24 protein-coding genes and 1 pseudogene are annotated in these 23,813 nt (G+C 57.9%); 13 read left to right on the plus strand and 12 right to left on the minus strand.

Features of this window, described 5'->3' with window-relative positions; all coding sequences use genetic code 11:
• Positions 1 to 167: 167 nt before the first annotated feature.
• Positions 168 to 1,193, minus strand: a complete 1,026-nt coding sequence (locus tag V5N13_RS15530; protein ID WP_336361536.1) for a hypothetical protein — start codon at positions 1,191 to 1,193, stop codon at positions 168 to 170.
• Positions 1,194 to 1,798: 605 nt separating this feature from the next.
• On the opposite strand from V5N13_RS15530, the gene V5N13_RS15535 reads away from it, so the two are divergent.
• The 3 genes from V5N13_RS15535 to V5N13_RS15545 all read left to right on the plus strand — a co-directional run bounded on the left by V5N13_RS15535 (position 1,799) and on the right by V5N13_RS15545 (position 3,430).
• Positions 1,799 to 2,044 carry an AbrB/MazE/SpoVT family DNA-binding domain-containing protein gene (locus tag V5N13_RS15535; protein ID WP_336361537.1) on the plus strand — a complete coding sequence of 82 codons (246 nt, stop codon included), beginning with the start codon at positions 1,799 to 1,801 and terminating at the stop codon, positions 2,042 to 2,044.
• Positions 2,041 to 2,427 (plus strand): PIN domain-containing protein, encoded by a 387-nt coding sequence (locus V5N13_RS15540; protein ID WP_336361538.1) that lies wholly within the window; start codon positions 2,041 to 2,043, stop codon positions 2,425 to 2,427. The genes V5N13_RS15535 and V5N13_RS15540 overlap by 4 nt, the downstream gene beginning before the upstream one ends.
• A 61-nt stretch (positions 2,428 to 2,488) precedes the next feature.
• Complete coding sequence (locus V5N13_RS15545) at positions 2,489 to 3,430, plus strand: DUF4268 domain-containing protein (RefSeq protein ID WP_336361539.1); 942 nt, start codon at positions 2,489 to 2,491, stop codon at positions 3,428 to 3,430.
• 180 nt (positions 3,431 to 3,610) lie between these two features.
• Here the strand turns inward: V5N13_RS15545 and V5N13_RS15550 are convergent, their stop codons facing one another.
• Positions 3,611 to 4,717, minus strand: coding sequence for a hypothetical protein (locus tag V5N13_RS15550; RefSeq protein WP_336361540.1), 1,107 nt, complete (start codon positions 4,715 to 4,717; stop codon positions 3,611 to 3,613).
• A 60-nt stretch (positions 4,718 to 4,777) separates the two neighbouring features.
• Here V5N13_RS15550 and V5N13_RS15555 point away from each other — a divergent pair, with 60 nt between their 5' ends.
• From V5N13_RS15555 to V5N13_RS15580, 6 genes are all read left to right on the plus strand, one after another.
• Positions 4,778 to 5,779, plus strand: coding sequence for a Cdc6/Cdc18 family protein (locus V5N13_RS15555; RefSeq protein ID WP_336361541.1), 1,002 nt, complete (start codon positions 4,778 to 4,780; stop codon positions 5,777 to 5,779).
• A 68-nt stretch (positions 5,780 to 5,847) separates the two neighbouring features.
• Complete coding sequence (locus V5N13_RS15560) at positions 5,848 to 6,522, plus strand: hypothetical protein (RefSeq protein ID WP_336361542.1); 675 nt, start codon at positions 5,848 to 5,850, stop codon at positions 6,520 to 6,522.
• Positions 6,509 to 6,769 carry a hypothetical protein gene (locus V5N13_RS15565; protein ID WP_336361543.1) on the plus strand — a complete coding sequence of 87 codons (261 nt, stop codon included), beginning with the start codon at positions 6,509 to 6,511 and terminating at the stop codon, positions 6,767 to 6,769. Before V5N13_RS15560 ends, V5N13_RS15565 begins: the two co-directional genes overlap by 14 nt.
• A 6-nt stretch (positions 6,770 to 6,775) precedes the next feature.
• Positions 6,776 to 8,872: a type B DNA-directed DNA polymerase gene (locus V5N13_RS15570; RefSeq protein ID WP_336361544.1), complete on the plus strand. Its 2,097-nt coding sequence runs from the start codon at positions 6,776 to 6,778 to the stop codon at positions 8,870 to 8,872.
• A gap of 103 nt (positions 8,873 to 8,975) precedes the next feature.
• Positions 8,976 to 9,716, plus strand: a complete 741-nt coding sequence (locus V5N13_RS15575; protein WP_336361545.1) for a hypothetical protein — start codon at positions 8,976 to 8,978, stop codon at positions 9,714 to 9,716.
• Between the two features lie 447 nt (positions 9,717 to 10,163).
• Positions 10,164 to 11,348 (plus strand): outer membrane protein assembly factor BamB family protein, encoded by a 1,185-nt coding sequence (locus V5N13_RS15580; RefSeq protein WP_336361546.1) that lies wholly within the window; start codon positions 10,164 to 10,166, stop codon positions 11,346 to 11,348.
• 112 nt (positions 11,349 to 11,460) lie between these two features.
• Here the strand turns inward: V5N13_RS15580 and V5N13_RS15585 are convergent, their stop codons facing one another.
• The gene (locus tag V5N13_RS15585) at positions 11,461 to 11,778 is read right to left on the minus strand and encodes a hypothetical protein (RefSeq protein WP_336361547.1); all 318 of its coding nucleotides are present in this window, start codon (positions 11,776 to 11,778) and stop codon (positions 11,461 to 11,463) included.
• Positions 11,779 to 11,827: 49 nt separating this feature from the next.
• Between V5N13_RS15585 and V5N13_RS15590 the strand changes: the two genes are divergently transcribed.
• From V5N13_RS15590 to V5N13_RS15605, 4 genes are all read left to right on the plus strand, one after another.
• Positions 11,828 to 12,130, plus strand: coding sequence for a hypothetical protein (locus V5N13_RS15590; RefSeq protein WP_336361548.1), 303 nt, complete (start codon positions 11,828 to 11,830; stop codon positions 12,128 to 12,130).
• Positions 12,131 to 12,643, plus strand: coding sequence for a hypothetical protein (locus V5N13_RS15595; RefSeq protein WP_336361549.1), 513 nt, complete (start codon positions 12,131 to 12,133; stop codon positions 12,641 to 12,643).
• A gap of 335 nt (positions 12,644 to 12,978) precedes the next feature.
• Positions 12,979 to 14,124 (plus strand): Fic family protein, encoded by a 1,146-nt coding sequence (locus V5N13_RS15600; protein WP_336361550.1) that lies wholly within the window; start codon positions 12,979 to 12,981, stop codon positions 14,122 to 14,124.
• Positions 14,125 to 14,516: 392 nt separating this feature from the next.
• Positions 14,517 to 14,690, plus strand: coding sequence for a DUF4332 domain-containing protein (locus V5N13_RS15605; protein WP_336361551.1), 174 nt, complete (start codon positions 14,517 to 14,519; stop codon positions 14,688 to 14,690).
• A gap of 56 nt (positions 14,691 to 14,746) precedes the next feature.
• Here the strand turns inward: V5N13_RS15605 and V5N13_RS15610 are convergent, their stop codons facing one another.
• The 9 genes and pseudogenes from V5N13_RS15610 to V5N13_RS15650 form a co-directional block, all read right to left on the minus strand.
• Positions 14,747 to 15,337: a hypothetical protein gene (locus tag V5N13_RS15610; RefSeq protein WP_336361552.1), complete on the minus strand. Its 591-nt coding sequence runs from the start codon at positions 15,335 to 15,337 to the stop codon at positions 14,747 to 14,749.
• Between the two features lie 8 nt (positions 15,338 to 15,345).
• Entirely contained in the window at positions 15,346 to 15,714 is a 369-nt protein-coding gene (locus tag V5N13_RS15615; protein WP_336361553.1) for an SHOCT domain-containing protein, read from the minus strand.
• Between the two features lie 129 nt (positions 15,715 to 15,843).
• On the minus strand, positions 15,844 to 16,065 hold the full coding sequence (locus V5N13_RS15620; protein WP_336361554.1) for a hypothetical protein: 222 nt from the start codon (positions 16,063 to 16,065) through the stop codon (positions 15,844 to 15,846).
• Positions 16,066 to 17,005: 940 nt separating this feature from the next.
• On the minus strand, positions 17,006 to 17,539 hold the full coding sequence (locus V5N13_RS15625) for a DUF7342 family protein (RefSeq protein WP_336361555.1): 534 nt from the start codon (positions 17,537 to 17,539) through the stop codon (positions 17,006 to 17,008).
• A 594-nt stretch (positions 17,540 to 18,133) separates the two neighbouring features.
• The gene (locus tag V5N13_RS15630) at positions 18,134 to 19,000 is read right to left on the minus strand and encodes an FAD binding domain-containing protein (protein ID WP_336361556.1); all 867 of its coding nucleotides are present in this window, start codon (positions 18,998 to 19,000) and stop codon (positions 18,134 to 18,136) included.
• Positions 19,000 to 21,369 carry a xanthine dehydrogenase family protein molybdopterin-binding subunit gene (locus V5N13_RS15635; protein ID WP_336361557.1) on the minus strand — a complete coding sequence of 790 codons (2,370 nt, stop codon included), beginning with the start codon at positions 21,367 to 21,369 and terminating at the stop codon, positions 19,000 to 19,002. The genes V5N13_RS15630 and V5N13_RS15635 overlap by 1 nt, the downstream gene beginning before the upstream one ends.
• A complete protein-coding gene (locus tag V5N13_RS15640; RefSeq protein ID WP_332900215.1) occupies positions 21,366 to 21,839 on the minus strand; it encodes a (2Fe-2S)-binding protein in 474 nt (157 codons plus the stop codon). Before V5N13_RS15640 ends, V5N13_RS15635 begins: the two co-directional genes overlap by 4 nt.
• A 169-nt stretch (positions 21,840 to 22,008) precedes the next feature.
• Positions 22,009 to 22,234 (minus strand): annotated as a pseudogene (locus V5N13_RS15645) (transposase); the annotation flags it as partial.
• A 262-nt stretch (positions 22,235 to 22,496) separates the two neighbouring features.
• The gene (locus tag V5N13_RS15650; protein ID WP_336361558.1) at positions 22,497 to 23,813 is read right to left on the minus strand and encodes a vWA domain-containing protein; all 1,317 of its coding nucleotides are present in this window, start codon (positions 23,811 to 23,813) and stop codon (positions 22,497 to 22,499) included.

Consider the following 23,813-nt stretch of genomic DNA (forward strand, 5'->3'; position numbering starts at 1 on the left):
ACCACGTTGGATGCGCTCCGATCTGCCAGAACGACTGCTGATTTAATCTAGAGAGACAGTTTGACTGTTTCTTGAGCGTGGGGAATGTGCCTCATTCAATTTCCGATAGATGTTTGTGGAACTCTCGCTCTGCTTTCGAATTCCTACATTAGTGGCAGCCTATTAGTTCAATACAGAAGCCTCGTACCGTGACTAACCTGGGTCTTACCTGCCACTGTAACTTCTGTGTGTAATGATACGGCTTGCGAACGTGGTGGCGAGAGCATCGACACGGCAAGGGACTTCGCACCTCCCAGAGAGATTGTCGAAATCGTGTTTCGCTCCCCGTTGATGATCTGTCCGCTCGAGTCACGGTAGGTCGTGGTGACGACGACGTTTCGAGCAGTTGCATCGCCATTGTTCGCAATCGAATACATGTAGGTTGGTGCACTGCCACTGAGCGCCATCGACGAGACGGAATAATTCATCACGGGATATCCGTACAAATCAACGAGTCGAGCCTTCGACGACCGGTATTCATCTGGCATATCTCCGACTCCCCATCCACTCCCTGTCGTTTCGATGTAGTAGTATCTGTCCCCGTTGTAATTGTAGTACGTTCCAGAAATATCATCTGAACCTTTGATTCCGAGAGCCATGTGGCCAGGGAGGAGCAATCCCTTCACGCCATAGCCCATCTGTTTGAGGATGCTCCCCAAGAGAATGGCGCTGTCTTCGCAGTCACCACCTTCCTCGACGAGTGTTTCGATGGGATAGCGCTGATACTCATCCATACGAGCTGTGACCGAATCGGAGGTATACTTCATCGACTGTACGAACCGAATCGCTGCGGTCACGGCGTCCCTTGACCCCCTTCCGTGGGATTTTTCCAACGTCACTGCGATCTCTTTGGCGAGTGCATCATTTAGTGGATCTGCGCCGTAAAACCCGTACTCCCCTCGAATTCGTGGTCGATTCGTGCAGTATTCGTAGGCCGCTTTAGAGATCGAGAGTGAGAATGTCCGTTTTCCGGCGAACAGACTATCAGAGAGTTTGTACGTGTACTCTCTATCGTACGATTCAGCAGCTGGACCTATCGCTGGAATCGAAGAGGTACTTACATTCTTGAATCGCGGTTGGGATTCGAGTGAGAGCCGAGTCGACCCGACGACGTGATTTAATTGGACGAAATCCGGAAATTCGAGTATCGACATCTGGCTCAATCCACGCAGCGTTGTATGTCCAGACCTGGAGATAGTGTGGGTCTTCCCCAGTGACGAAAGTGAGGGGTTTTCTCTCACTCGTAGGCTGGTTCTTCCGTTTAATTCAACGTCTAAGGTCACATCAAAGGTGAGAGTAGATGCACTGAACGACTCTGAAACGACTTCGATTGTAGGCGGTCGTTGCGTAGTCCGGAACTCAAATTTTGGTCGGGTGGTCGTCTGTACCGTTGGCTTGACTGTCGATTGTGGTGATTGTGCTGTGTCAGTGTCTGTTGAAACTGCCTCAGCGTCTGTGAGTTGGGTACAACCTGCGAGTACCGCGGCCGGGAGTGCTGCAAGGAACGTCCGCCGATTCATAAATCCTTAACTCGCATTGACATAAAGAAGATTCCTATTTGGTTAGTTAATTAACACTATTGTGGGAAGAGAAAGTGCTTGCTTGAGTACTTTCGTAGCGTGATTTTCACCGTATTGTATCGAATTCCGAGCGTCTGGGGTCTTGGTGAACTACGACGTTTCTACCATTATCGACAAGTAAAACCACTAAACTCAATATAGTGGTAACACTCTTTATCGATGCTATTGTATTCTCATCTATGTCAACACAGACGGACCAACAGGGGCGTCTTTACATTCCAAAGGAAGTGCGGGAGAAGTACGGAGACAAGTACCATATTGTGACGTATGATGATCGAATTGAGCTCATCCCAGTAGCCGACGATCCATTGGGTGCAGTTCGTGAGGCAGCTGGCGACCTCCGTGAGACGTCAGTAGCAAAAATTCGAGAGGATATCGAAGCAGAGGCAAAGGCTGATGCTCGCGGAAAAGATGCAGATAAATGACTGTATACGTTGAAACCGACTTCTTGCTCGCCCTCGCCAAGGATTCAGATTGGCTGCAAGGGTCCGCGGAGGAAGCGCTCGATACGTACGAAGTGGAAACATCGGCGTTTTCGTATCTTGAACTCGTACTCGCCAGAGAACGCTATGAGTTTGATTTCGTTCCCCTTGTGGCGAACCTTTTAGAGCTCGTTCCCGTCCAGAATGAGCAAGAAAAGCAAATCGTTTTGAAAGGGGTCAACTACTACGACGAAGGGATGACGCCGTTCGATGCATTCCACGCTGCGACCGCAGAAACGCGGGGACTTGACGTACTCTCGTCTGAGAAAGATTACGAGGACATAGACGTCAATAGACTCCCACTGGAACCTACTGACGAGGAGTAAGCGCGTGGGTAATCGTCTCACCCAAACATGAATATGAGTTGACTTTCATTGATTGGACAGTATGACCGAGGATATTGCCCGGATAGAGGAACATGAGCTACGGAGTGTCTGGCCGCATGAAGAGCGAGATTTCACCAAGTGGCTCACCTCGAATATTGATGTGTTAGCGGCAGAACTCGGACTTGAGATTGAGGAGGCAAACTCCGAGGAAGCTGTTGGTTCTTTCTCAGCAGATATCGTGGGCAAGGAGATGAATAGTGGCGGAATCGTCGTGATTGAGAATCAGTATGGCCCAACTGACCACGACCATCTCGGAAAACTGCTTACGTATTCAGCAGGCAAAAATGCAGAGTTCACCATTTGGCTCGCAGAACACTTCCGTCCTGAACATCGGAGTGTGCTTGAATGGCTCAACGAAAGCGGCCCGAAGGACATCAAATTCTTCGGTATTCGACCGAGGGTTGTGAGTATCGAAGGGGCAGATTCTAAAGGATTCGAGTTCGAGGTTCTTGTCGAACCGAACGATTGGGAACGAGACTTAACGAACGGGTTGTCCGAGACTGAGCAAGCGTATAAGGACTTTTTCGGACAGCTGGCGACTGCGTACGCAGAACACCGTCCTAACTGGTATAAACTGACTCCACAGCCACAGCCGTGGCTGGCCTTTGGCGCGGGCAGGAGTGGATTAGCCTTCGTATGGGCGTTCCACAAAGGTCCCGAATTTTGTGTTGAACTCTACATCGACACATCTGATCCACAGGAGAACGATGCTATCTTCCAAACGCTACAAAACCAACAAGGGGAGATCGAAGCCAGTTTGGACCAGGAGTTGGTCTGGCAGCATCTTCCAGAAAAACGAGCGTGTAGAATCAAGCTAACGCAGGATATCTCAGGGAAGATCACAGAGTTAGGGACTGTCGAACAGAACAAGCTCGTTGAGTGGGGCGTCACACGAATGGACGCTTTCCAAGATGAATTCGAGAATCGAATCTCAGAGTTATAACCGTCCTCACACTCCCACGTAGAAACGATCCGTATCTACTTCTTGAACTCCCATCCACCGATTCCAATCGAACTTCAATTCTTGCTCAAGATTAAGTTTCTTGATGTGCGGCACTACTCGTCAAATTGTCCTGTTTCGGCTAATAGTACATCCTCAATGAACGATGCCACGCTACTATTTTCACATTTCAATACGGGCACTCAAATCACACAATTCAGTGAGTTGTTCAATGTATCTACGTTTCGCGTCTGCACTCAAATTCGTCATTAGATAATACCCGTTCGAGAGCTTCCTGTACGCCAGCATCTCATTTCCATCAGGGTGATTTGGACTATCATTGATGAGTGCACGGTCACCGCTTCCGGGGAGATACGGAATGGGGATCTGATTAAGTAGGTTGTGTTCATCGATTAGATAACTCACAACCACCTCCATTGCGTCACTCTGATTTCTCTCCTCGAATGTTTTGATTACCTTGTCACCATCACAAATTTCAATAGTTGTTTCTCGAGAAGATGAGCTTCTTCCCCCTGAAACGGATGCTGGTTCTGCTGAAAGTGGGCGTCGGACTGCCTCCGTTGTGAGTAACTTTAAATCGCCGTTGTCAGTGGTGAATGACCCAAAGGTGACACAAACCACGTCGATTCCGTGTTCACGGAGAAAATCCGCCATGTCTAAGGATAACTCTGAGAAATCTGTGCCTACAAGAAGCAACCTTTGGTCGGTATTAAATTCCCGTTGAGTAAGCGGGTCATCTACTCTTGAGAAGTACTCTGTATGTTTACTCAGTAGAGATGCTTCTTCATCATCAACAAACTCTCTGTACCGTTCATCCAATTGGGGGTACTCTTCACTACGGATGCTTGCTGCATATTCAAGCGCTTGTGCGACAATATCCCGCGGTGTTCTTTCTCGTTTTAATTCAATGATGACGATATCGCCCTGTTCATCAACACCTAGAATATCGAAGATTCCACCTTCACCCGGACTACCCTGCTGACCAATGTATAGAACATTCACCCCTCCGATTTGAGCTCCGTCGGAGCGAATTAAATATTCCTCAAGCTTCTTCTCGGTTGGTAATTCCTGTTCTTCAAGCTGAGACAGATTCTCATCATCAATTCGATAAACCTCCATATGACTATCATCTGGTGGCAATATAATAGAATTATTGGGGATTTTTGAAAAGCTATGTCTCAAGATTCCTTTGACGTGAGCATCATACAGGTCCGAGACTGTCCCTACATACAGAGTGCCTGTTTCGAGTTTTATCGAACGTTCTAACATATCGGAAGTATCGGAACCCACCCCATTCCGCTTATCACATCTCCGGGAGACTGTCTCCACATGATACGGGATGCGAGAGTGCTTCAGGACGACTTCCTGCCCCAAGAAGTGCAACACAGAGAGGCAGAAGTCACCCAACTCTCCACCACGCTCGCAGCCCTCACGCGCGACGAAATTCCCGAGACAGCCTTCCTCTCCGGGCCATCGGGCGTCGGAAAGACCTGTATTGCGAAATTCACGGTCGACCGACTCCGCGAGGAACTCATCGACGTCAATCACCAGTACATCAACTGCTGGGAGGACTACAACCGATACCGCACGCTCTACCGTATCCTCGAAGGCATCGGCCAGACGCTCGATGTGCATCGCCAATCGACGCCACTCGACGAACTCCTTGAGCGGGTACGCTCGTACGACGGCCCACCCTACGTCGTCATCCTCGATGAGGTAGACCAGCTCGAAGACACCTCTGTGCTCTACGACCTCTACAACACACCGCGCATCCATATGGTGCTCATCGCAAACGAGGAGGACGACCTGTTTGCCGAACTCGAAGAACGGGTGCGCAGTCGCCTGCTGAGTAGCGTCCGCATTCGCTTCGAACGCTATCACTTAGAAGAACTCGTCACCATCCTCGAAGACAGAGCGCAGTGGGGATTATCGGAAGGCGCTATCGGAAAGCAACAATTGGCGCTGATTGCCGATGCTGCAGCGGGCGATGCACGGGTCGCAATCGGCATTCTCAGGAACGCCGCGAGACGTGCTCAACAGGAGAATGCAGACACCATCACGTTCGAGATGGTCCACGAGTCCGTCCCGCGAGGAAAGGCCGAAGTCAAGCGCAAAGCCGTCGATAAACTCCATCCCCATCAGCACGCCCTCTACGAGATTCTCCGCGACGAAGGCGAACTCTCACCGGGCGATTTGTACGAGCGCTATACCGAGAAAGTGGAGAATCCAAAGACCAAGCGGACGGTCAGAAACTATCTGACCAAGATGGACCATTACGGGCTCGTCATCGCGGAAGGGACGAATCGCGGGCGAACGTATCGTCCTCAATAAGTTGGCGTATCGGAACGACCGGAAGCCACACGCTTTGGGTTATCCCACCACCTCGCGACTTTTCAGGTATGCAACCGACGACTGGTGACCCGCCCACGCTCCCGACGCTTGGGCCGGGCATCACCCGACTGGAAGCCGACGAGAGAATCACTGGCGCACTCCAATCGCTCGTTCTCGACCACGTCCTCATGAGCAAAGGTGAGGCACTGTGGGTCGATAGTCGCGCCAACGGAACAACCCAGCCGCTCTCACGCCTCGCGCCGAGTCCCCGAACCTTAGAGCAAATCCATATCGCGCGGGGGTTCACGCCGTGGCAACACTACAGCCTGCTGCAGGACTTGCCCGCGGCCATCACCGACTCCACGTCGCTCATCGTCCTGCCCGCGCTCGATTGGTTCTATCGGAGCGACGAAGTCCGCACGAAGCTCGGCACGAAAATGTTCGAGAGTGCAGTCTCCCAGCTCGAAGCCATCGCAGAGGAGTTCGACGTACCCATCCTCGTGACCACGTACGAAGCCGACGGGTTCACCGACTCGCTGGCTGAGGTAAGCACCCCCTTAGAATGCACACTCACGAAGTTCGGGCCGCGCTTCTCCGGCCAGGAGTTCGAGACGCTCGTCTACCCCGTCGAGTACGGCATGCTCCAGACGACGCTCGCCTACTGGTGTCAGGTGCTCTCTGCACGCCATCCAGCCATTGCCACGCCAACGTCGCAGGAGGTGACGGCGAGTGGGTCGTACTAATCCAACCTACCGGGACCTCGTTCGCGCCACCGAATCACAGTGGAGTGATTATCGCCGGGCGTTGCGGCGAGCCGACCAGCCGTATTTCGACCAGCTGTTCGAACACGCTCGCGCCCACGCGGACGCGGGTGGGTTCCTCAATCACCAGTTCGTCGAGTTGCCGATGCTCGTCTCGGTCGCGCTCGAACAGCAGAAAGAACTCGATGCGCTCCGCGAGCGCGTGAGCGACCTTGAGGAGGAGTCGTGACGCTCGATGGCGTTCAAATTCGACTACCGCGACGGCGACGTGCTCGCGTGGTCGCTCACCGACGAGGGTGCGACGTACGAACGCGATGAGTCGTTCACGCCCACCATCTACGTTTCAGTGCACGGGGATGGCGCTCTCTCGGACGTTTCGGCCGTGCTTCGTGACCATCCCGCGGTATCGCACGTTCGAGAGGTGAGCGAGCGGATTAGCTTTCGCCACGACCCCGAATCCGTCCTCGAAGTCGGCGTCACCACACTCGATGCGGTCACGACACTCGCCCACACGATTAGCGCGTGGGGGTCACCGGGGACGTATCGCCTCTACAACGTGGATTTCTCGCGGGAGTATCGCTACTGCCTCGAAGAAGGCATCATGCCACTGCCCGAGCGCGAGCTTCGCGTCCTGTCGCTCGCCACGCCCGAATCGAATCTGAGCCGGGGGCGTATCACGACGCTCGAACTCGATGAGGAGGTCGTAGAAGGCACACCAACAGAGATACTGGATGTTCTCTCCGCTCGCCTCACCGAGTACGACCCGGACGTGTTCTTACTCTCGACGAGCGAACTCGTTCCCGCGCTCTACGAGCAGGCACGACAGGTTGGCGACGACGAGTTCCAACTCGGGCGGCTTCCCGGATGGGAGCAACTCGCGGGGAAATCGACGTACACGAGCTACGGTTGCGTGGGGCACTCGCCTGCTCGCTACAACCTGCCGGGTCGGGTCATCATCGACCGGAGTAACACGTTCATGTGGAATCAGACGAATCTCGATGGCTGTCTTGACCTCGTGAAGCGATCTGGGAAACCACTTCAAGAACTCGCGTGGGCGTCGATTGGGAACATTCTGACGGCAATCGAAATCAAGGAAGCGCGTCGTCGAGGTGTCCTCATCCCGTGGCATTCGTGGCGGCACGAGCAGTTCAAAACGATGGGCCAACTCCACGAAGCCGACCGTGGCGGGTTCACGTTCGCGCCAAATGTCGGCCTCCACGAGGACGTCCATGAACTCGATTTCTCCTCGCTGTATCCGAACATCATCGTGACGCGGAACGTGAGTCCCGAAAAGATTCGGTGTGACTGTCACGCTGGCCGCGAAGACGTGCCCGGGCTTGGCTACTGCATCTGTGACGAGCGCGGGTATCTCCCTGATGTGCTCGAACCAATCATTGCAGACCGTGATGCGTACAAGCGCGAACTCGCAGAGACAGACGACTCAGAGCGACAAGCCGTGCTCGAAGGTCGGTCGAACGCCCTGAAGTGGATTCTCGTTTCATCGTTCGGGTATCAGGGATTCTCGAATGCGAAGTTCGGGCGTATCGAGTGCCACGAGGCAATCAACGCCTTCGCGCGGCAGATTCTCCTCGATGCGAAGGACGTGTTCGAGGAAAACGGATGGCGTGTCGTCCACGGCATCGTGGACAGTCTGTGGGTGACGTCCGTCGAGGGCGAAGAACAGACGCCGCTCGATGAACTTGCCAAAGAAATCACTGAGCAGGTCGGGATTCGCTTGGAGTACGAGGCGGCCTACGACTGGATTGCGTTCGTGCCCATGCGGTCGAGCAACGCGGGGGCGCTCACGAAGTACTTCGGGAAGAAGGAGAATGGCGAGTACAAGTACCGAGGGATTGAGGTTCGCCAGCGGAGTACGCCTCCATTCGTCAAAGAAGCGCAGAAGGATTTGATAGAGATGCTTGATAAACATCGGTCGCCCGAGATGGTGTGTGACCGACTGCAGCTCTGGTTACAGAAACTCAGGACGGGGAACGTCGAGATGTCTGATCTTGTCATCACGAATCGCGTCTCGAAGTCGTTAGAGGAGTATTCACAATCGACGCGGAACGTGGCCGCACTGGAGCGAGCGTCGAAACTGGGACGGCCTCGTGGTCCGGGGCAGAAAGTCCAGTACGTCGTGGTCGATGATTCACTGCGAGACATCGACCGGGTTGCCCTTGCGAGCGAACACCCGAGCGAGTACGACGTCGAGTTCTATTGCGACCTCTTACTTCGGGCAGCGGAGAGTGTAATTTCTCCCCTCGGGTGGCGACAGTCGAGGATTTCGTCGTATATTTCAGGAAGAGTGGATGCGTCGCTCAGTGCGTATTGAAGGCCTAATTGACTTCTTGTAATCGGCGTGTTATCGGTGAACCGCTCGCCCCGTTCTAGTTGGCACTCTAACATTTATCGTTGTAGTCAACCTTCTCTATTGAATGAGTGACAGTTCACCACTCGAAGACCTTCGGTCACGATTGCTCGGCAGACGCTTCTATAATCAGGGCATCGACGAGTCATTCACCGTCGTCGGTGTCGATTCAACCTTCGTGTATCTCCAGTACGACGACGGCATTGGATGGGACGATTCACCAGGACCAGACCTCGTGCCTGAGGACGTCGCATACATGATGGACCTGTCTGAAGGCGGCATCGACGACAGCAACTACGTTCCCCTCGAACACGGCCTCTCGCTCGACCACGCATGTAACGAGGATGACCACGCTTTCTATCCGTTACCTCACCAACTGGGGTGGGCTGACGCTTCGGTGTGGTACAGCTCTATCGACGGGCAACCCACCTCGAACATCTACCTGAACATCGTTCGTTGTAAACGGTGTGGCCTGTCTGGCAACGTCCTTATGCAGTTCCTCGGGCACGCAACCCCCGAGGTCTGTGCAAAGTGCGGCAACGAGCTCATTCCCGGTCAAGACGAGTTTGTATTCAATGCAACCCCCGACTGGGGCGACGCCACCCTGTGTGGGTCCTGTGCTGAATTGGAGCAATCTCGCTTTGAGGATGTCGAGGTATCTTGTGCTGACTGTGGGACGGCACTCGGACTAGCAAGCGAAAACGAGCGGCATCCAGGTAACTCGATACTTGGCAAGCAGCTGGGTGTTGACCCAGCTGAGTATTTCTACATCTGCGGAGACTGTTTCCAGACGCACTCGTCTACTTGAGGTTGTGAACGGGGTCGTTATCGATGAAGGGTTGACCGCATCTGTTGCTCCGCTATGACAGGGACTATTCCAAACTTAGGTGACGCTGACACGCGCGAGCGCCCGGCCCGGTTCAATCCCACCCTATGGTCTGCGTAGCGGTCTTTGGATCGCGGGTGGTTAGTGTCACGTTTCGAATACCCGATCGACCGCGCCTTCGCGTCGATCACGGCTCCGCGGTCACCTACTGATGTTGATAGACTCGCTGTTCTCAATTGTCCAGCGATCCATCTGTCTCGCTCATGCAAAACCGAACGTGCGACCCCTTCCAATCTCACAATTGGTGTGTATGCAGCACAGAGTTCTATGCAATTCTACTTTTAACCAAATATAGCGCTGGTGTCCGATAGTCAATGGAAAATATTGGCTATAATTATGTTTATATCTAGTTGTGTGTTACTATTTACCATGGGCGGGGGAGAAGCGCGTGAGCAGTTCGCTCAGAAAACTACTCGCAGAGACGCATTGAAGAGATTAGGAGGGGCAACGATCATTGGAGGGGCGCTATCAACTCTTCCAATTTCAGTCCAAGCAACACGTACTTCGAAGCAAGATGATTGGCCGATGTTCAAATACGATACTGCTCGAACAAGCCACAGTCGGCGGTCCAAACGTCCACGCAAGAGTAGCCGTGAGTTATGGCGAACAACTCATCTTGGGTCGGGTACGTCGCCAGCAGTCGTAGATGGAATTGTATACCATGGATCGAGAAATCATCAACTATACGCCTACGATGTGGATGATGGTTCTGTACTGTGGGCAAGCGAAGCCGAGGCGAGTCTCGATCCTTCTCGTCCATCGGTTGCCAATGGAATTGTGTATGATGGAGACATCGCGGGCTATCTAAACGCATTTAACGCCCAAACCGGAGACTTACTTTGGCGGTTTGACACTGGTGAAGGCCAACTATCGAGCGGTGCTGTAGTAGCCAACGGGATGGCATTCTTCGGGAGTTTTACAGGCGTGTTGTATGCTGTAAACGCCACCACTGGGGACGAACACTGGAGGGTTGAAACTGGCGGCATCATTGATCATTCACCAGCCTACCACAACGGAACTGTGTATATCTCTAGCACTGATAGACACATGTACGCGATTGACGGCGGTACTGGAACGATTAAGTGGATGAGTCCACTTCCAGGCGGTGATCGCCCTCGCGGGTTTGCAGTTTCTGATGGTTCCATTTATGTTGGGGGACAAGGAGGCTTTTATGCGCTTGATAGTGCTGATGGGTCAAATCGCTGGCAATTCGATTCAGGTTGGGTCACGAATTCACCAACAGTAAGTGATCGATTCGTCTATTTTGGAAGTAACAGAAATTACGTCTATGCGGTTGAGCGAAAAAGTGGTGAGGAACAGTGGCGTTTTGCTCTTGGCGATGCACGGTTTGATGGGATAATCTCGTCACCTGCACTCGTACGCAACAGCCTTTATTTCGGCAGCTATGACCACAATATCTATGCATTAAACGCAAAAACTGGGACGTTACAGTGGGCCTACGATACAGGTAGCGAACTGACTGGTTCACCAGCAGTTGTTAATCGGAACTTGTACATCGGAATCCGCTTGGGTGGTATCCTTGCTCTTGGCTAGCATTGTCTCAGCGAAACACGTTTGAACAGGGTACTTCAGGTGGCATTTTGTACGCCCGTTCTGATTGATGGCCCACCCCGCTCGCCGCGTCTATCCTCTGCGTGCTCACGGCTCATTCTTCGCCGTTCACACCGAATCGCTCGGCACCGACCATTCCGGGCGTGCGGCCTGCGGCCGTTCCGGGCATCTGGTTTGCCGCCAGCACCAAGCGCGCTTTCGGTTGCGTCTTGCTCGCTCCTTGGGGTCGCTCGTGGATAGAAGATTGGAGCCGGGTCGGGCAGACCCTCGTGAGCGGGTGAGCCGGGAGGAGTTGGCGGCGGTGAATCAGCAGGCGACGCGCATTCATCGGATGGTCAAAAGCAGTGTCTCTCGGGCGGTACTCTCGAAGCAGTTGGCCGAACGGGTGGTGCGTGGAGGGAGTTGGGCTCACATCGTACACACGAAAACGACTAAGTTCGTTGGCTCACAATGTACACATAATGAGCACCGATAAGAAGCGCGTGCAGTTTCGAGCTCCACATCGGCTCATCGACCGGGCTGACGCACTGGCCGCGGTCCTCGGGGAGGACCGAACCGACGTGCTCGTGACCGCGCTTCGGGAGTACCTCCAAGACGCCGCTCACGACGACAAACTCATCCAGGAGATTGCTGCCGCCTATTACGACGACGAAATCACCTTTGCGCAACTCAAAGCCCTCGTCGGCGCGAAAGAGGCGGCAAACACCCGGGTGTTGAAACAGCAGTTGGACGAGGGCTTCGTCGACGAGATCGCTGAGCTATAGATGGCGGGATTAGTCGCAGATACTTCAGCTCTGGTGAGCCTCGGTATCGTCTCGGACTCCGATCCGAGTCCGCTCTCGCTCTGTCTCGATGGCTATGCTGTGTTCGTCCCAAACGCGGTCATCGAAGAACTCGAAGAGATTGCCTCATACGATGATAAGCATGGACAGGCCGCAACCGCAGTCCTTGATCGAACTGCCGAGCTGACGGTTCACTCAGTAGCGCTCGATGCTGCGTTCCCACTCGATGATGGGGAGAACGCTGCCGTCACACTCGCGAACGAGATCGACGCCACACTCTTCCTCTGTGATGAATTCAATTCGCTTGGGCTCATTCATGCCTCACTGGCCGATACGCGACTCGTGACGACCCCAACGCTACTCTCGGTGTTCGTTCGAATGGGCCGGTTGACACCCGACGACGCACGCACCCTCCTCGACGACATCAGCACCGCTCGGAGTTGGGATGCGAACAGCTACGTCCAGCGGACACGCTCGTTGCTCGATGATTCCTGATCGACACCCCTTCTTCGAGCGGTACCGTGTTGCGTAGGTGCGAGTTGATTTATATATCACTTCGATATCTCGCAACGAGATTTAGCTGTCCACAGGGAAGTCGAGTACGGGTAACTCGAATAAGGCCTTCAACCGCTCGGTATCCCGTGACACAGTAGCCCTGAAGCCCCGGTATTAGTATACCCATTCATATATCAACTATACATAAAGTTCGTGCCAGCGTTCGCACGTATACTATTCGGGCATATTTGTCCACGATAGAGCTCGCACAGCCCCTCCGTATACCCACTATAAAAACAACTATACCAATAGACGCAGATAGTGGTATCATCGAGATGCCCACGAAAGAGCTTCCAGATAGTGCGCCGGGGAAATACGTCCCGTATCATCCGAATCCATACTATTCACCGGAGCCGCTCCCAGTGGAGCCGAAGCTCGAACTCTCCGAACAGACACACGATTTGGTGACCGCTGCAGCGTATCAAATCGGTCGTGTCGACGGTATCAGCTCGACAGTTGATTTCTCCGCAGTTCTCTACACCTCTCTCATACGTATCGAGGCCGTCGAGTCAGCACGTATCGAAGGGGCAGACGTCGCGTATCAAGACGTCGAAGCGTACCACACAAAGCATCCTGCAGGCGGGGCTGGCACGACAATCGGGAAAGACCTGAAAGAGGCCCTCAATTACGAGACTGCACTCACATACGGACTCGAGAGAGTCGAGAGCGGAGCGTCGATAACGCTCTCGCTGATCAAAGAACTCCATTCGATGCTGCTCGAGGATGTCCGAAACGAGGGTGACGTTGTCGGTGACTTCCGCGACCATATGGTTCATCTCACGAGCCCACAGCCAGGACAGCGTCCGTTCGTCCCACCGACTCCGGAGGGACTCACTGGACTCATGCACTCACTTGAGTCGTACATTCAGATGGGTGGGCAGTACCATCCGCTCGTCGACGCCGGCATCATCCACTATTTCTTCGAGACCGTTCACCCCTTCTCGGATGGGAACGGTCGACTCGGTCGACTCCTTATCATTCTGTATTTGGCGAGCGAAGGGTACCTCGAAAGTCCATACATCTACCCGAGCGCGTACTTCAATCGGCACAAAGTCGAGTACGTCGAGCGGATGCGTGCGGTGAGTGAGGACGGTGCGTGGGACGAGTGGCTCACGTTCTTCCTCGAAGGACTCCGAAGTCAAGCCGAAACGTCGTACGACCGGACGCACCGACTCCGTGAGCTCCAAGCACGCTACGAGAAAGAGTACCCAGGCAGCACGAATACGGACAAATTCGCTCGGCAGTTGCTCCAATATCCGTACTTTACGGCGCCTGACCTCGTGGAGTATCTCGACGTCTCACGTCGGACTGCCTACAAGGTCGTCGACGACCTCGAATCGGATGGCCTCATTGAGGAAGTGACCGGGAAAGAACGTGGGAAGGAGTACAAGGCGGTCGAGGTGTTTGACATTCTGGAGTAGGCGGCAGTGCCTCGGGTTCACTCTGGTTGTGGATTTTTCCAGGTGTCGAATCAGTTGCAGACCTCCTGAAGTTGAAATACCATGACGAAGGAAGCCATCCACAAGAGATGACTGACCACTACGCTGATTTAGAGGAATTACGACCACTTGGTGAATCGACCCACGTTCCCGACGACGAGGTTTCTGGACGGGGGAACGCTGGGCGAGTAGAGGGACAACGAAGAGCGGCGGGATTCGTATCCAGATCGAACGAGATTGACGCAAGGCGAGTGATCTTCGCCACAGGGTCGTGCAACGGTGTCGTCACGTTGTGTTGTTCGGTGAGATCGGCCAAAGGAACGGATACACACGACGGGAGCGATGTTCCAGAGGGACCCGACCAGGAACAGTCGTTGCAGAGACTCGACGGCATCGGACCGACGTACAAGGAACGTCTCCACGACGCCGGGATTTCTACGGTGAGCCAGCTCGCAGCCGCGGATCCGGCCGCGCTCGCCGAGCGACTGGGTATCAGCGACTCACGAGTGTTGTCGTGGGTCGAGCAAGCCCAACAGCTCTCCAGCTAGTTCGCTCACCGTGCTGGTTCCCGGACAATTGCCCCGGTGACATCTACGACGGATCCCTATGTGACGACGATGCCACCGTCGATTTCCATGTATGGGTGTCCATAGCCACAGTAGGTCAGACAACTCAGCGTGTAATCGCCCCGTTGCGTCGCTCCTAGCTGACGAACGATGGGTCTGGTGGCATTTTGCGGAAGTGCAACTGGGCGCATCATCATGCCACCGCCCATGTGAATCTGTCCGGAGGGCATGATTGCCAGGCTATGATCTGGGTACTGCTCGTTCGCTTCTTCCAGCAGTTCGTGGAAGTCGCCATCTGACGGGGCCGGGATGCGTTCCGCGTTTCGTTCTTCGAGCGCCTCGTGGTCGGGTAGGGCGTCTTGGACCGATGCTGGAAGGGACTGGACGGCTTGACTCGCGAGCGTGTTGAATGCGACCACACGGAGAACATCGTTCCGCTGCAGACTGATGCGGTCCTGTTCCTCGCCGGATTCGTCGACGATGATGAAGCCCCAGTGGTACGCCCCAACGTAGATCGTTCGATCAACGCCGCCGCTGCTCCCTGGAAGATTGCCGACACAGCCCGAGAGACTCGCGAGGCCGGCTCCGAGCGCAGTGAGGAACTCACGTCGCCGTACTGTCGGGGACATCTTGGAACCTATTGTAACTCCTCGCGGGTGAGTTTCGCCCGCCGCTCCTCGAACTCCTCGTCGGAGAGGTCGCCGCGTGCGTACGCGACTCGGAGTTCCTCGAGCGCCCTGTCAGTGGTCAGAGACGACCCGACACCACTGACGAGGCCGCGATAGAGGAGATAGCCGATGCCGACGAGGACGACGAGCCAGACGAGCATCATCCCGATGCCCCACAGCGGCGAGAGGCCCCCGGCCGTGCCGCCGCCCCACCACCAGCCCATCATCCCCATCATCGGGGCGGCGAAGACCATCATCAGCATCGGAAACAGGACGATTACAGCGAGGACGATCAGGACGATGCGGAGCAGGCCGTCGGAGGAGCGCTCTGTCGACATGGTTTACCAGTAGAGACGTTCGTCCACGACGGGTATAAAGTTGGTCGGCTGGCAGTACTGCTCTGGGAATGGCCTGAAAGTCGGAGACAGACACGATGTTGATCCGTGTCTTTATTGAGGTGAATCCACTCAGCAGCAGTCGTTATTGTCGGGTGACCACTCGCACGCGTCGCCCGTCGTCAGGTCGTGTTCGTCGATGTACACGGAGAGGCACGCATAGTTACAGAAGTACGCGGGAGAGCCGCAGTCATCGGTGCAGTCTCGAACACAGATGGGATCGTGATCGTAGATTCTCGACCCGCAGTAGGCACACGTCTCGTCATCTTCGGGACGTTCGGCAGTCGTCGCCATCGCGCTATTAGAATTCGATTGCTCCGATCATCGGCTCACCAACACACTTCGGACAGACGTCAGTGTCGTATTCCGCCATACAGTGTCGGTGACAAGTGATTCCACAGTGCTCACAGACGAACACCTCGTCATCGCTGGCACACTGTGACTCACAGATGTAGCACCGAACCATGGTTGCTAGAACGTACAGTGGGAACCGGCATGAATCGCTGTGCTCGCCACTCTCAGCAGATGAGACGTGTTCAGTCCCGCCGATCCTCTCCTAACCGCTCCCGTCGTTGCCGAAACTCCTCGTCGTCAATATCGCCGACCTGCAATGGGGAAGGTCTCCATGTGGTAATTCATTACAAAGTCAAGCAGTTAATATTTACCCTGCTACATTACTTTTTCAATCCAAATTGGAATTTCAACATATTGGCCGATATCTCCGTTGTACTACCATCGCCGAGTCTGGTAAGCTGGCAGCGTGGTCAGTCTCGGAGCGATTCCGCCAGTCGAGACCTGCCTTACTCTTGCCAGACCTCTCCAAGGCGGTCCTCAATCCATGGGAGGACGACCGTTTGAAGCACCGTCGTGAGATCTGGGGGGAACTCACGATCTTCAGCGCCGGTTGTACTCGCAGTCGGGAATGGATGGAAATGATCACGACTGTTGTGTGGTTGGTCGTGACGGTCCCACCGACACCGGCGCTGGTCCCCACGATACCGTTCGAAATATGAGACGTGGAATTCCCCGTTCGTATAGACGCGAAGCTCCAACCAGACGGCAGCCATTGCCGTTGGATAGTAGTCACGACTGAGATGCACAATGAGGCTTTCCTGCTTGTTCGCTGGGAAGAGTGATGTCCCACTCACTTCCGATTGCTGTGCGAGAACCCGTGCCAGATAGCGAAGCGTTGCCGCGTCGATGGTTCGCTGTCTGTCTCCCGGCTCGCCCACAGTCAGGCGGCCTCCGATGGGAAGTCACCCGTTCGCTGCTGACGAACGTCTTCCAGTCGGCGAATGCGGCGCCGCACGGTTTCCCACTCGCTGAGGTCTAACCATACGTCTTCGATCTGATCGAAGTCAGCGTGGTCGAACGCGTCGACATCGTCCGGTCGGTCGACGCCATACTGGTCGCGGAACTTTCGCTCACGAGCGGTTAGCTCTGTGAGTCGAGTTTGGAGCTGATCCGTCGAGAGTTGTTCGAGTCGGCTGCGTTTCCGCCACTCGAAGTACGATTCGTTCCGCTGGTAGGTTGCGGGTGAGTCGCTGACCTGGTCGAGGACGCCGATATCGACGAGCCGGGTGAGATGCCGGCGTGCAGTATCGGGTGAGCACTCAGCCCGTTCAGCAACTCCCGCGACGCGTGTCGGTTCGTAGAGCTGGAGGGCGACCCGGTAGACACGCTCGTCGGTCGGCGCTGCGGCCAACTCGGCCGCGAACTCGGCGGCAAGGTCGAACTCCGCCACTGGGTTAGTGTCTGGCTCGGGCATATTGGGTGATTTGGGCTCGTGACTAATATATTTGTCTCGCACAGAAATATTTCGTGAGATGGCTGGTAGACTCCACGGACATGGTGAAATGCTTTGCAACTGATAAAAGTCGGCTTTCTCTGAATTCAGAGATCGTAGTCAGCATGAGTAAATGAGTATGGCTAGATGGGTGATAGGGTTCTTAAACTAAAGATTTTTTGAGGATTCTACTCTGGTTGTATAGCGATTGCTGAAGCGAAACAGGACGGCCACACAACGGTGCAAGTCAACGAGAGTGAGTATAATCGATTGACGACCCTATTTGCTGAACACCCTCATATCGTCGTCAAAAATGGGCTGCGGACAGAATCGCCGGAATTCACAACCGCGCATGAGGGTACTCGTGTGATGTTCGTACGTGAAAACGGCGAGACAGTGTCGTGGCCGACGAGGTCGACGTCTTCCGCGGTGATGCTCATACCACGCCTCGCCAACCAGTATCCAATACGTGGTTGACGGCACGCCTTGCCGTCCGAAACGCGGGCTCTCGACCAAAATATCGGTGCGTCCCGGGGCGAACCTGGGACGCGCTGGCCGGCGGTGCGTTCCCGACCGTCACTCCGCTCGCTCGACGGCGTCCGCCAACACCCGCTCGGTGTACACCCCCAGCAGGTGCGCGCGGAATTCGCTCGAGGCCTGCGGGTCCGAGTGCAGGTCATCGGCGTCGACGGCCGCCTTTGCCGCGTCACCGGCGGTCGTGAGCAGTTCGTCGTCCATCGGTTCGTCCTCGAGGACGTCCTCGACGTCCTCCAGGCGGAATGGACAGTCGGTGATACCCGTGGCGGCGACGCGCGCCTCCCTGACGGTGTCGCCGTCCAGCCGCACGCTCGCGGCAACCCCCACCAGCGCGTATCCCGAGAGGGGGTTGCGGTACTTGTGGTACGCGCTCCCGGCGTCACCGTCGACGGGCAGTTCGAGGCGGGTCACGACCTCCCGTTCGCCGACGGACGTCTCGAAGGAGCCGTCGAAGAGGTCCGTGGCGGGGATTTCGCGCTCGCCGTCCGGGCCCTGGACGACGAGGCTGCCGTCCAGCGCCAGCACCGCCGCAGGCGGGTCCGAGCGCGGGTCGCCGTGTGCGAGGTTGCCGCCGACGGTGCCGGCGTTGCGCACCTGCAGGTCGCCGACCTCGCCCGCGGCGTCCGAGAGCGCGGCCGCGTGGTCCGCGACGGTCTTCGAGTCGGCGACCTCGGCGTGCGTCGCGAGTGCGCCAACCGAGAGCGCACCGTCGCTGGCCTCGATTGCGGACAAGCCGTCGAGGTTCCCGATGTCGACGAGTGCGGGCGGCGACTCGTCGCCGGTCTTCATGCGCGTCAGGATGCCCTGTGCACCCGCGAGCAGTTCGCTGCCGTCGTGCTCGCCGAGCAGTTCGATTGCGTCCTCGACGCTGTCGGCGCGGTAGTAGTCGAAGTTCTCGGTGTACATCACTTCGCACCTCCGATTGCGCGCCAGACTTTCTCAGGAGTTACCGGCATGTCGAGGTGGTCGACGCCGAACGGCTCCAGCGCGTCCGTCACTGCCGCCACCATCGTCGGCGTTCCGGCGATGGTCGCGGACTCGCCGACGCCCTTCACGCCGATGGGGTTGTGCGGGCTGGGCGTGACGGTGTTGTCCGTCTCGAAGTCCGGTAACTGGGTCGCGTGCGGCACGGCGTACTCGTCCATGCGCCGCGTCTCCAGCTTGCCGTCGTCGTCGTAGGACGCGCCCTCGAACAGCGCCGCGCCGATGCCCTGCGCGATGCCGCCGTGGACCTGCCCCTCGACGACCATCGGGTTGATGATTTCGCCGCAGTCGTCGACTCCGACGTACTGCTGGATGTCTATTTCGCCCGTGTCCGGGTCGACTTCCACCACGGCGACGTGCGTCCCGAACGGGAATGTGAAGTTCGCCGGGTCGTAGAAGTTCGTCACTTCCAGCCCGGGGTCCATGTCCTCTGGCATGTTATGGCCGAGGTACGCCTGGTGGGCGACCCCCTGGATGTGCATCGATCGGTCTGGCGCGCCCGCGACGTGGAACTCGCCGTCGTCGAACTCGATGTCGTCGACGCTGGCCTCGAGTTGGTGGGCGGCGATGCGGCGCGCCTTCTCGCGGACCTCGCGGGCGCCGCGCGCGACGGCGCCGCCGCCGACCGACGCGCTCCGACTGCCGTACGTCCCCATTCCCTGTGGGATGCGGTCGGTGTCGCCCTCCACGACCTCGATGTCGTCCATCGAGACGCCGAGTTCCTCGGCGGCAATCTGGGCGTACGTCGTGCGGTGGCCCTGTCCCTGGTCGGCCGTTCCGACAAACAGCGTGACCGTGCCCGTGGAGTCGAAGCGCACGATGGCGCTCTCCCAGCCGCCGGCCTGCGAGCCGAGGTTGCCCGCGGCCTCCGACGGCGACAGGCCCGCGGACTCCACGAAGTTCGCGACGCCGATGCCGATGTACCGGCCCTCCTCGCGGAGCTCTGCCTGTCGCTCCCTGAGTGCCTGGTAGTCGACGTGGTCGAGCGCGGTGTCCATGCCGCGCTCGTACTCGCCGCTGTCGTAGACCAGCGCTGCCGCGGACTCGTAGGGGAAGTCCTCGGGCGGTACGAGGTTCTGCTTCCGGAGTTCGACGGGGTCCATGTCGAGTTCACGCGCCGCGACGTCCATCGCACGCTCAATCACGTAGATGCCTTCCGCGCGGCCCGCGCCGCGGTAGGCGTCCACGGGGGTCGTGTTCGTGAACGCACCGACGACGCGACTGTGGATGGCCGGAATCGTGTACTGGCCCGAGAGTACCGTCGTGTAGAGGTACGACGGCGTCGCGGAGCCGAACTGCGAGAGGTGCGCGCCGAGGCCGGCGTACGTCTCCACGCGGAGCCCGCGCACCGTGCCGTCTTCGTCCACGGCGATTTCGGCGGTGGTGTCGTGGTCGCGGCCGTGGCAGTCCGTCTTGTAGCTCTCCGAGCGGGTCGCCTGCCACTTCACGGGGCGCTCGACCTGCATCGACGCCCACCCAGTGATGGCCTCGTCCGGGTAGTGGTAGATCTTGCTCCCGAAGCCGCCACCGACCTCCGGTGCGATGACCTGGAGTTTGTTCTCCGGGATGCCCAGCGTCGCCGCCGCCATCAGCATCCGGTGGAGGTGGGGGTTCTGGCTGGTCATCCAGATTCGCATCTCCTCGGTGGTCGCGTCCCAGTCGGCGACCGCCGCCCGCGGCTCCATCGCGTTCGGAATGATGCGCGGCAGGCGGAGGTCGACACTGGCGGTGTGGTCGGCGTCCGCGAACGCCTGGTCGACGGCGTCGGCGTCGCCGAGTTCGAAGTCGAAGCCGACGTTGTTCTCGGCCGCCTCGTGGACCTCCGGCACATCGCGCTCGACGGCCTCGCGTGGGTTTGTGGCGTGGTCGAGTTTCTCGTACTCGACCTCGATGCGCTCGACGGCGTCCCTGGCGACGTGGCGCGTCTCCGCGACGACCGCCGCGACGCCGTCGCCCTCGTGGCGCACCTTGTCGACCGCGAGCATCCGGTATTGCGGTTGGACGAGGTTCGGCAAATCCCAGGCCGTCGGGATGGCGTTCGGGACGCCGCTGTCCTCGACGTCCTGGCCTGTGAATACGGCGACGACGCCGTCCATCGCCTCGGCGGCGCTGGTGTCGACGTCGACGATGCGGGCGTGCGCATGGTCCGACCGCCGCACAGCGAGGTGAGTCATTCCCTCGAGTTCGATGTCGTCCGTGTATTCGCCCTCGCCTTTCAGCAGCGGGACGTCCTCGCGGCGCGCGACCGGCGACCCGAAGATGCGCTCGGCGGTGTCCTCCGCGTCGCTCATTTCAGGTCACCCAGTTGGGCGGCTGTCGCCTCGATGGCGTCAACGATGTTGTGGTAGCCTGTACACCGACAGAGGTTTCCCTCGATGGCGTCCCGAATCTCCTCGCGGGACGGGTCGTCGGCGTCCGCGAGGAACGTGTCCGCGGTCATCAGCATGCCCGGCGTGCAGTACCCACACTGCAGGCCGTGGTGCTTCTGGAACTGCTCCTGGATGGGGGCAAGGTCGCCGTCGTCGTCCAGGCCCTCGACCGTCTCGATGGTCGCGCCGTCGGCCTGCACTGCCAACCGCGTGCAGGACTTGATGGCGTCCCCATCTTCGCGGATGGTGCAGGCACCACAACGGCCCGTCTCGCAGCCGACGTTGGCTCCCTTGTAGCCGAGTTCCTCGCGCAGCGCCGTCACGAGTAACGTTCGCGGCTCTACAGTCAGTTCATGTCGTTGCTCGTTTACTGTCAGTGTGATGTCTGGCATTGCTGTGTTCCTCCACCCCAGTCGCGTCGGCGATGGGAGTGGCTCGTCATGGCGTCAGTACCACGTTGACAAATACCATGGACCTACCAATCAAAAAGATTCGGGAACTTCGTTCGGTCGCGTTACGGCAGAGGATGAGGCGGACGATTTCAGGGTGTCTATGCGAGAATCCGAAATTCTTCGACGTCGTGGCGGCATGCATCACTTGCTCAGCTTATAGCCACTCTTGAGTTCCCACCTACAGCCGTACTCGGTGCGGTGTCCGCTCCCCCGATTCGTCATGAACACCGAGTACTGCCGGTGATCGTTATGCTCGGAATTTCTTTCCGGCGATAGATCACCGTCGTCTCCTGCTACTTGTTCTTCCCGAGGTGGAGCTTCCGGTCAGTCTCAACTCCCACTCTCGCTCGCTCCACGGTTCGGTCAACGATTCCCGGCCGGGACGCGTCGCACGGGAACGCACTGTGAGACATCTCATAGGTCCGGAACGAGCACGCGTGGGCGGGTTCGGAGACGACGGGCGCCAGCACCGCATTCCGTTCGTCGAGTCCCTCGGCGAGGGCGTCCATCACTTCCGTCTCGGGAACGCTCCAGTCGCCGGCTGTCATGCGGGGTACCTCCCGTTCTGTTCGATCCGGTCGTTCGTTGATCGCTGAGTCATGGTTCTGTCTCCGTGTCGCGTCGGGTGGTTTCCCGTCCTCGGCGCGGATCGAACTCCAGGCCGATCCGGCCGCCGACCCCGTACCGTTCCAGTTGCCGCGCCGTCTCGTTGACGTCTTCCGAGTCGACGAACGCGAAGAGACCGTCGACAGACGGGAGCGCTGCCGCCATTCCCGTCGGCGTCGGCTCGTATCCCGGGGTGGCGGCGAGCGGATTGAGCCACAGGACGGCCCGCGCGCGGCTCGCGAGCCGCGTCATTTCGTGCTCTAGGTCCGTCACGTCGCCCATCTCCAACCCGTCGCTGACGACGAGCACGACGGTCCGCCGGTCGACGGCCTCCGAGTGCTCTCGCCTGACGGTTCCGACGGCGTGACCGATCCGCGTGCCGCCGCCCCAGCTCGTCTCCGCCCGCTCCAGCGCCTGCACGGCGTCGGCGGTCGTTGGCTCGTCGAACGCCGCCGTCACGTCGCGCACGTCGCTGTCGAAGAAGAAGGCTCGACTCCAGCGGACCCGCGCCGTGAGCGTCCGGAGGAACCGCAGCAAGAATCCGCGGTCGACGACGTCGAGCACCGACTGTGAGACGTCCGCGAGGACGACCACCCGCACCGCGGTCTCGCGGCGGGCTCGTTCGGGCAACGAGACGACCGCCCCGCCGGTGGCGACGCTCCGGCGGAGGGCACGGCGCGGATCCACCCGTTCGCCGGTCCCCGCGCGCTGCCAGCGACGGCCCCGAAGCGACGCGAGCGACCCGACGAGCCGGTCGACTGCGGCGTCCAGGTTGTCGTCCGCGAGCGCACGCACGTCGACGGTGACCGTCTCCGGGCGTCCCGCGGGGCTGTACGTCGCGGTCGTTCCGTCCGCCTCGCCCTCGTCAGACGCCCCGGGCTCGATCGCGCTCCGCACGAGCGGCAGATCGCCGTCGCGCGAGTCGTCTCCCGACCGCGTCTCAGCCGCGGTCGCCTCGGCGGTCTCGCCGAGCGGGGCGAGGGCGCCGTCAAGGGCGTCGTCGGGCGGCTCGGCCGCCGTCTCGCCGTCGAGATTGGCGTAGAGCCGCCGCCAGAACTCCCCGAACAGCCTGTCGAACGTCTCGAGGTCCTCAGCGCGGGTGACGAGCGTGGCCCGGAGCGCGGCCCGGGCGCGGTCCTCGTCGTTGAAGCCGACTTCGACCAGCGCCTGCGCCCCGACGACACCGGCGTTCGCGGAGACATCGACGCCGGCCCGTCGGAGCCCGCGGACGAACGCCACGAGCGCCTCGAGCACCTCGTCGCGGATCCCGGTCGCGTCGGACACGTCGTCACCGTCGGTCGGGAACAT

Source organism: Haladaptatus sp. ZSTT2, assembly GCF_037081775.1.
In the GTDB taxonomy this organism is placed as follows: Archaea; Halobacteriota; Halobacteria; order Halobacteriales; family Halococcaceae; genus QDMS2.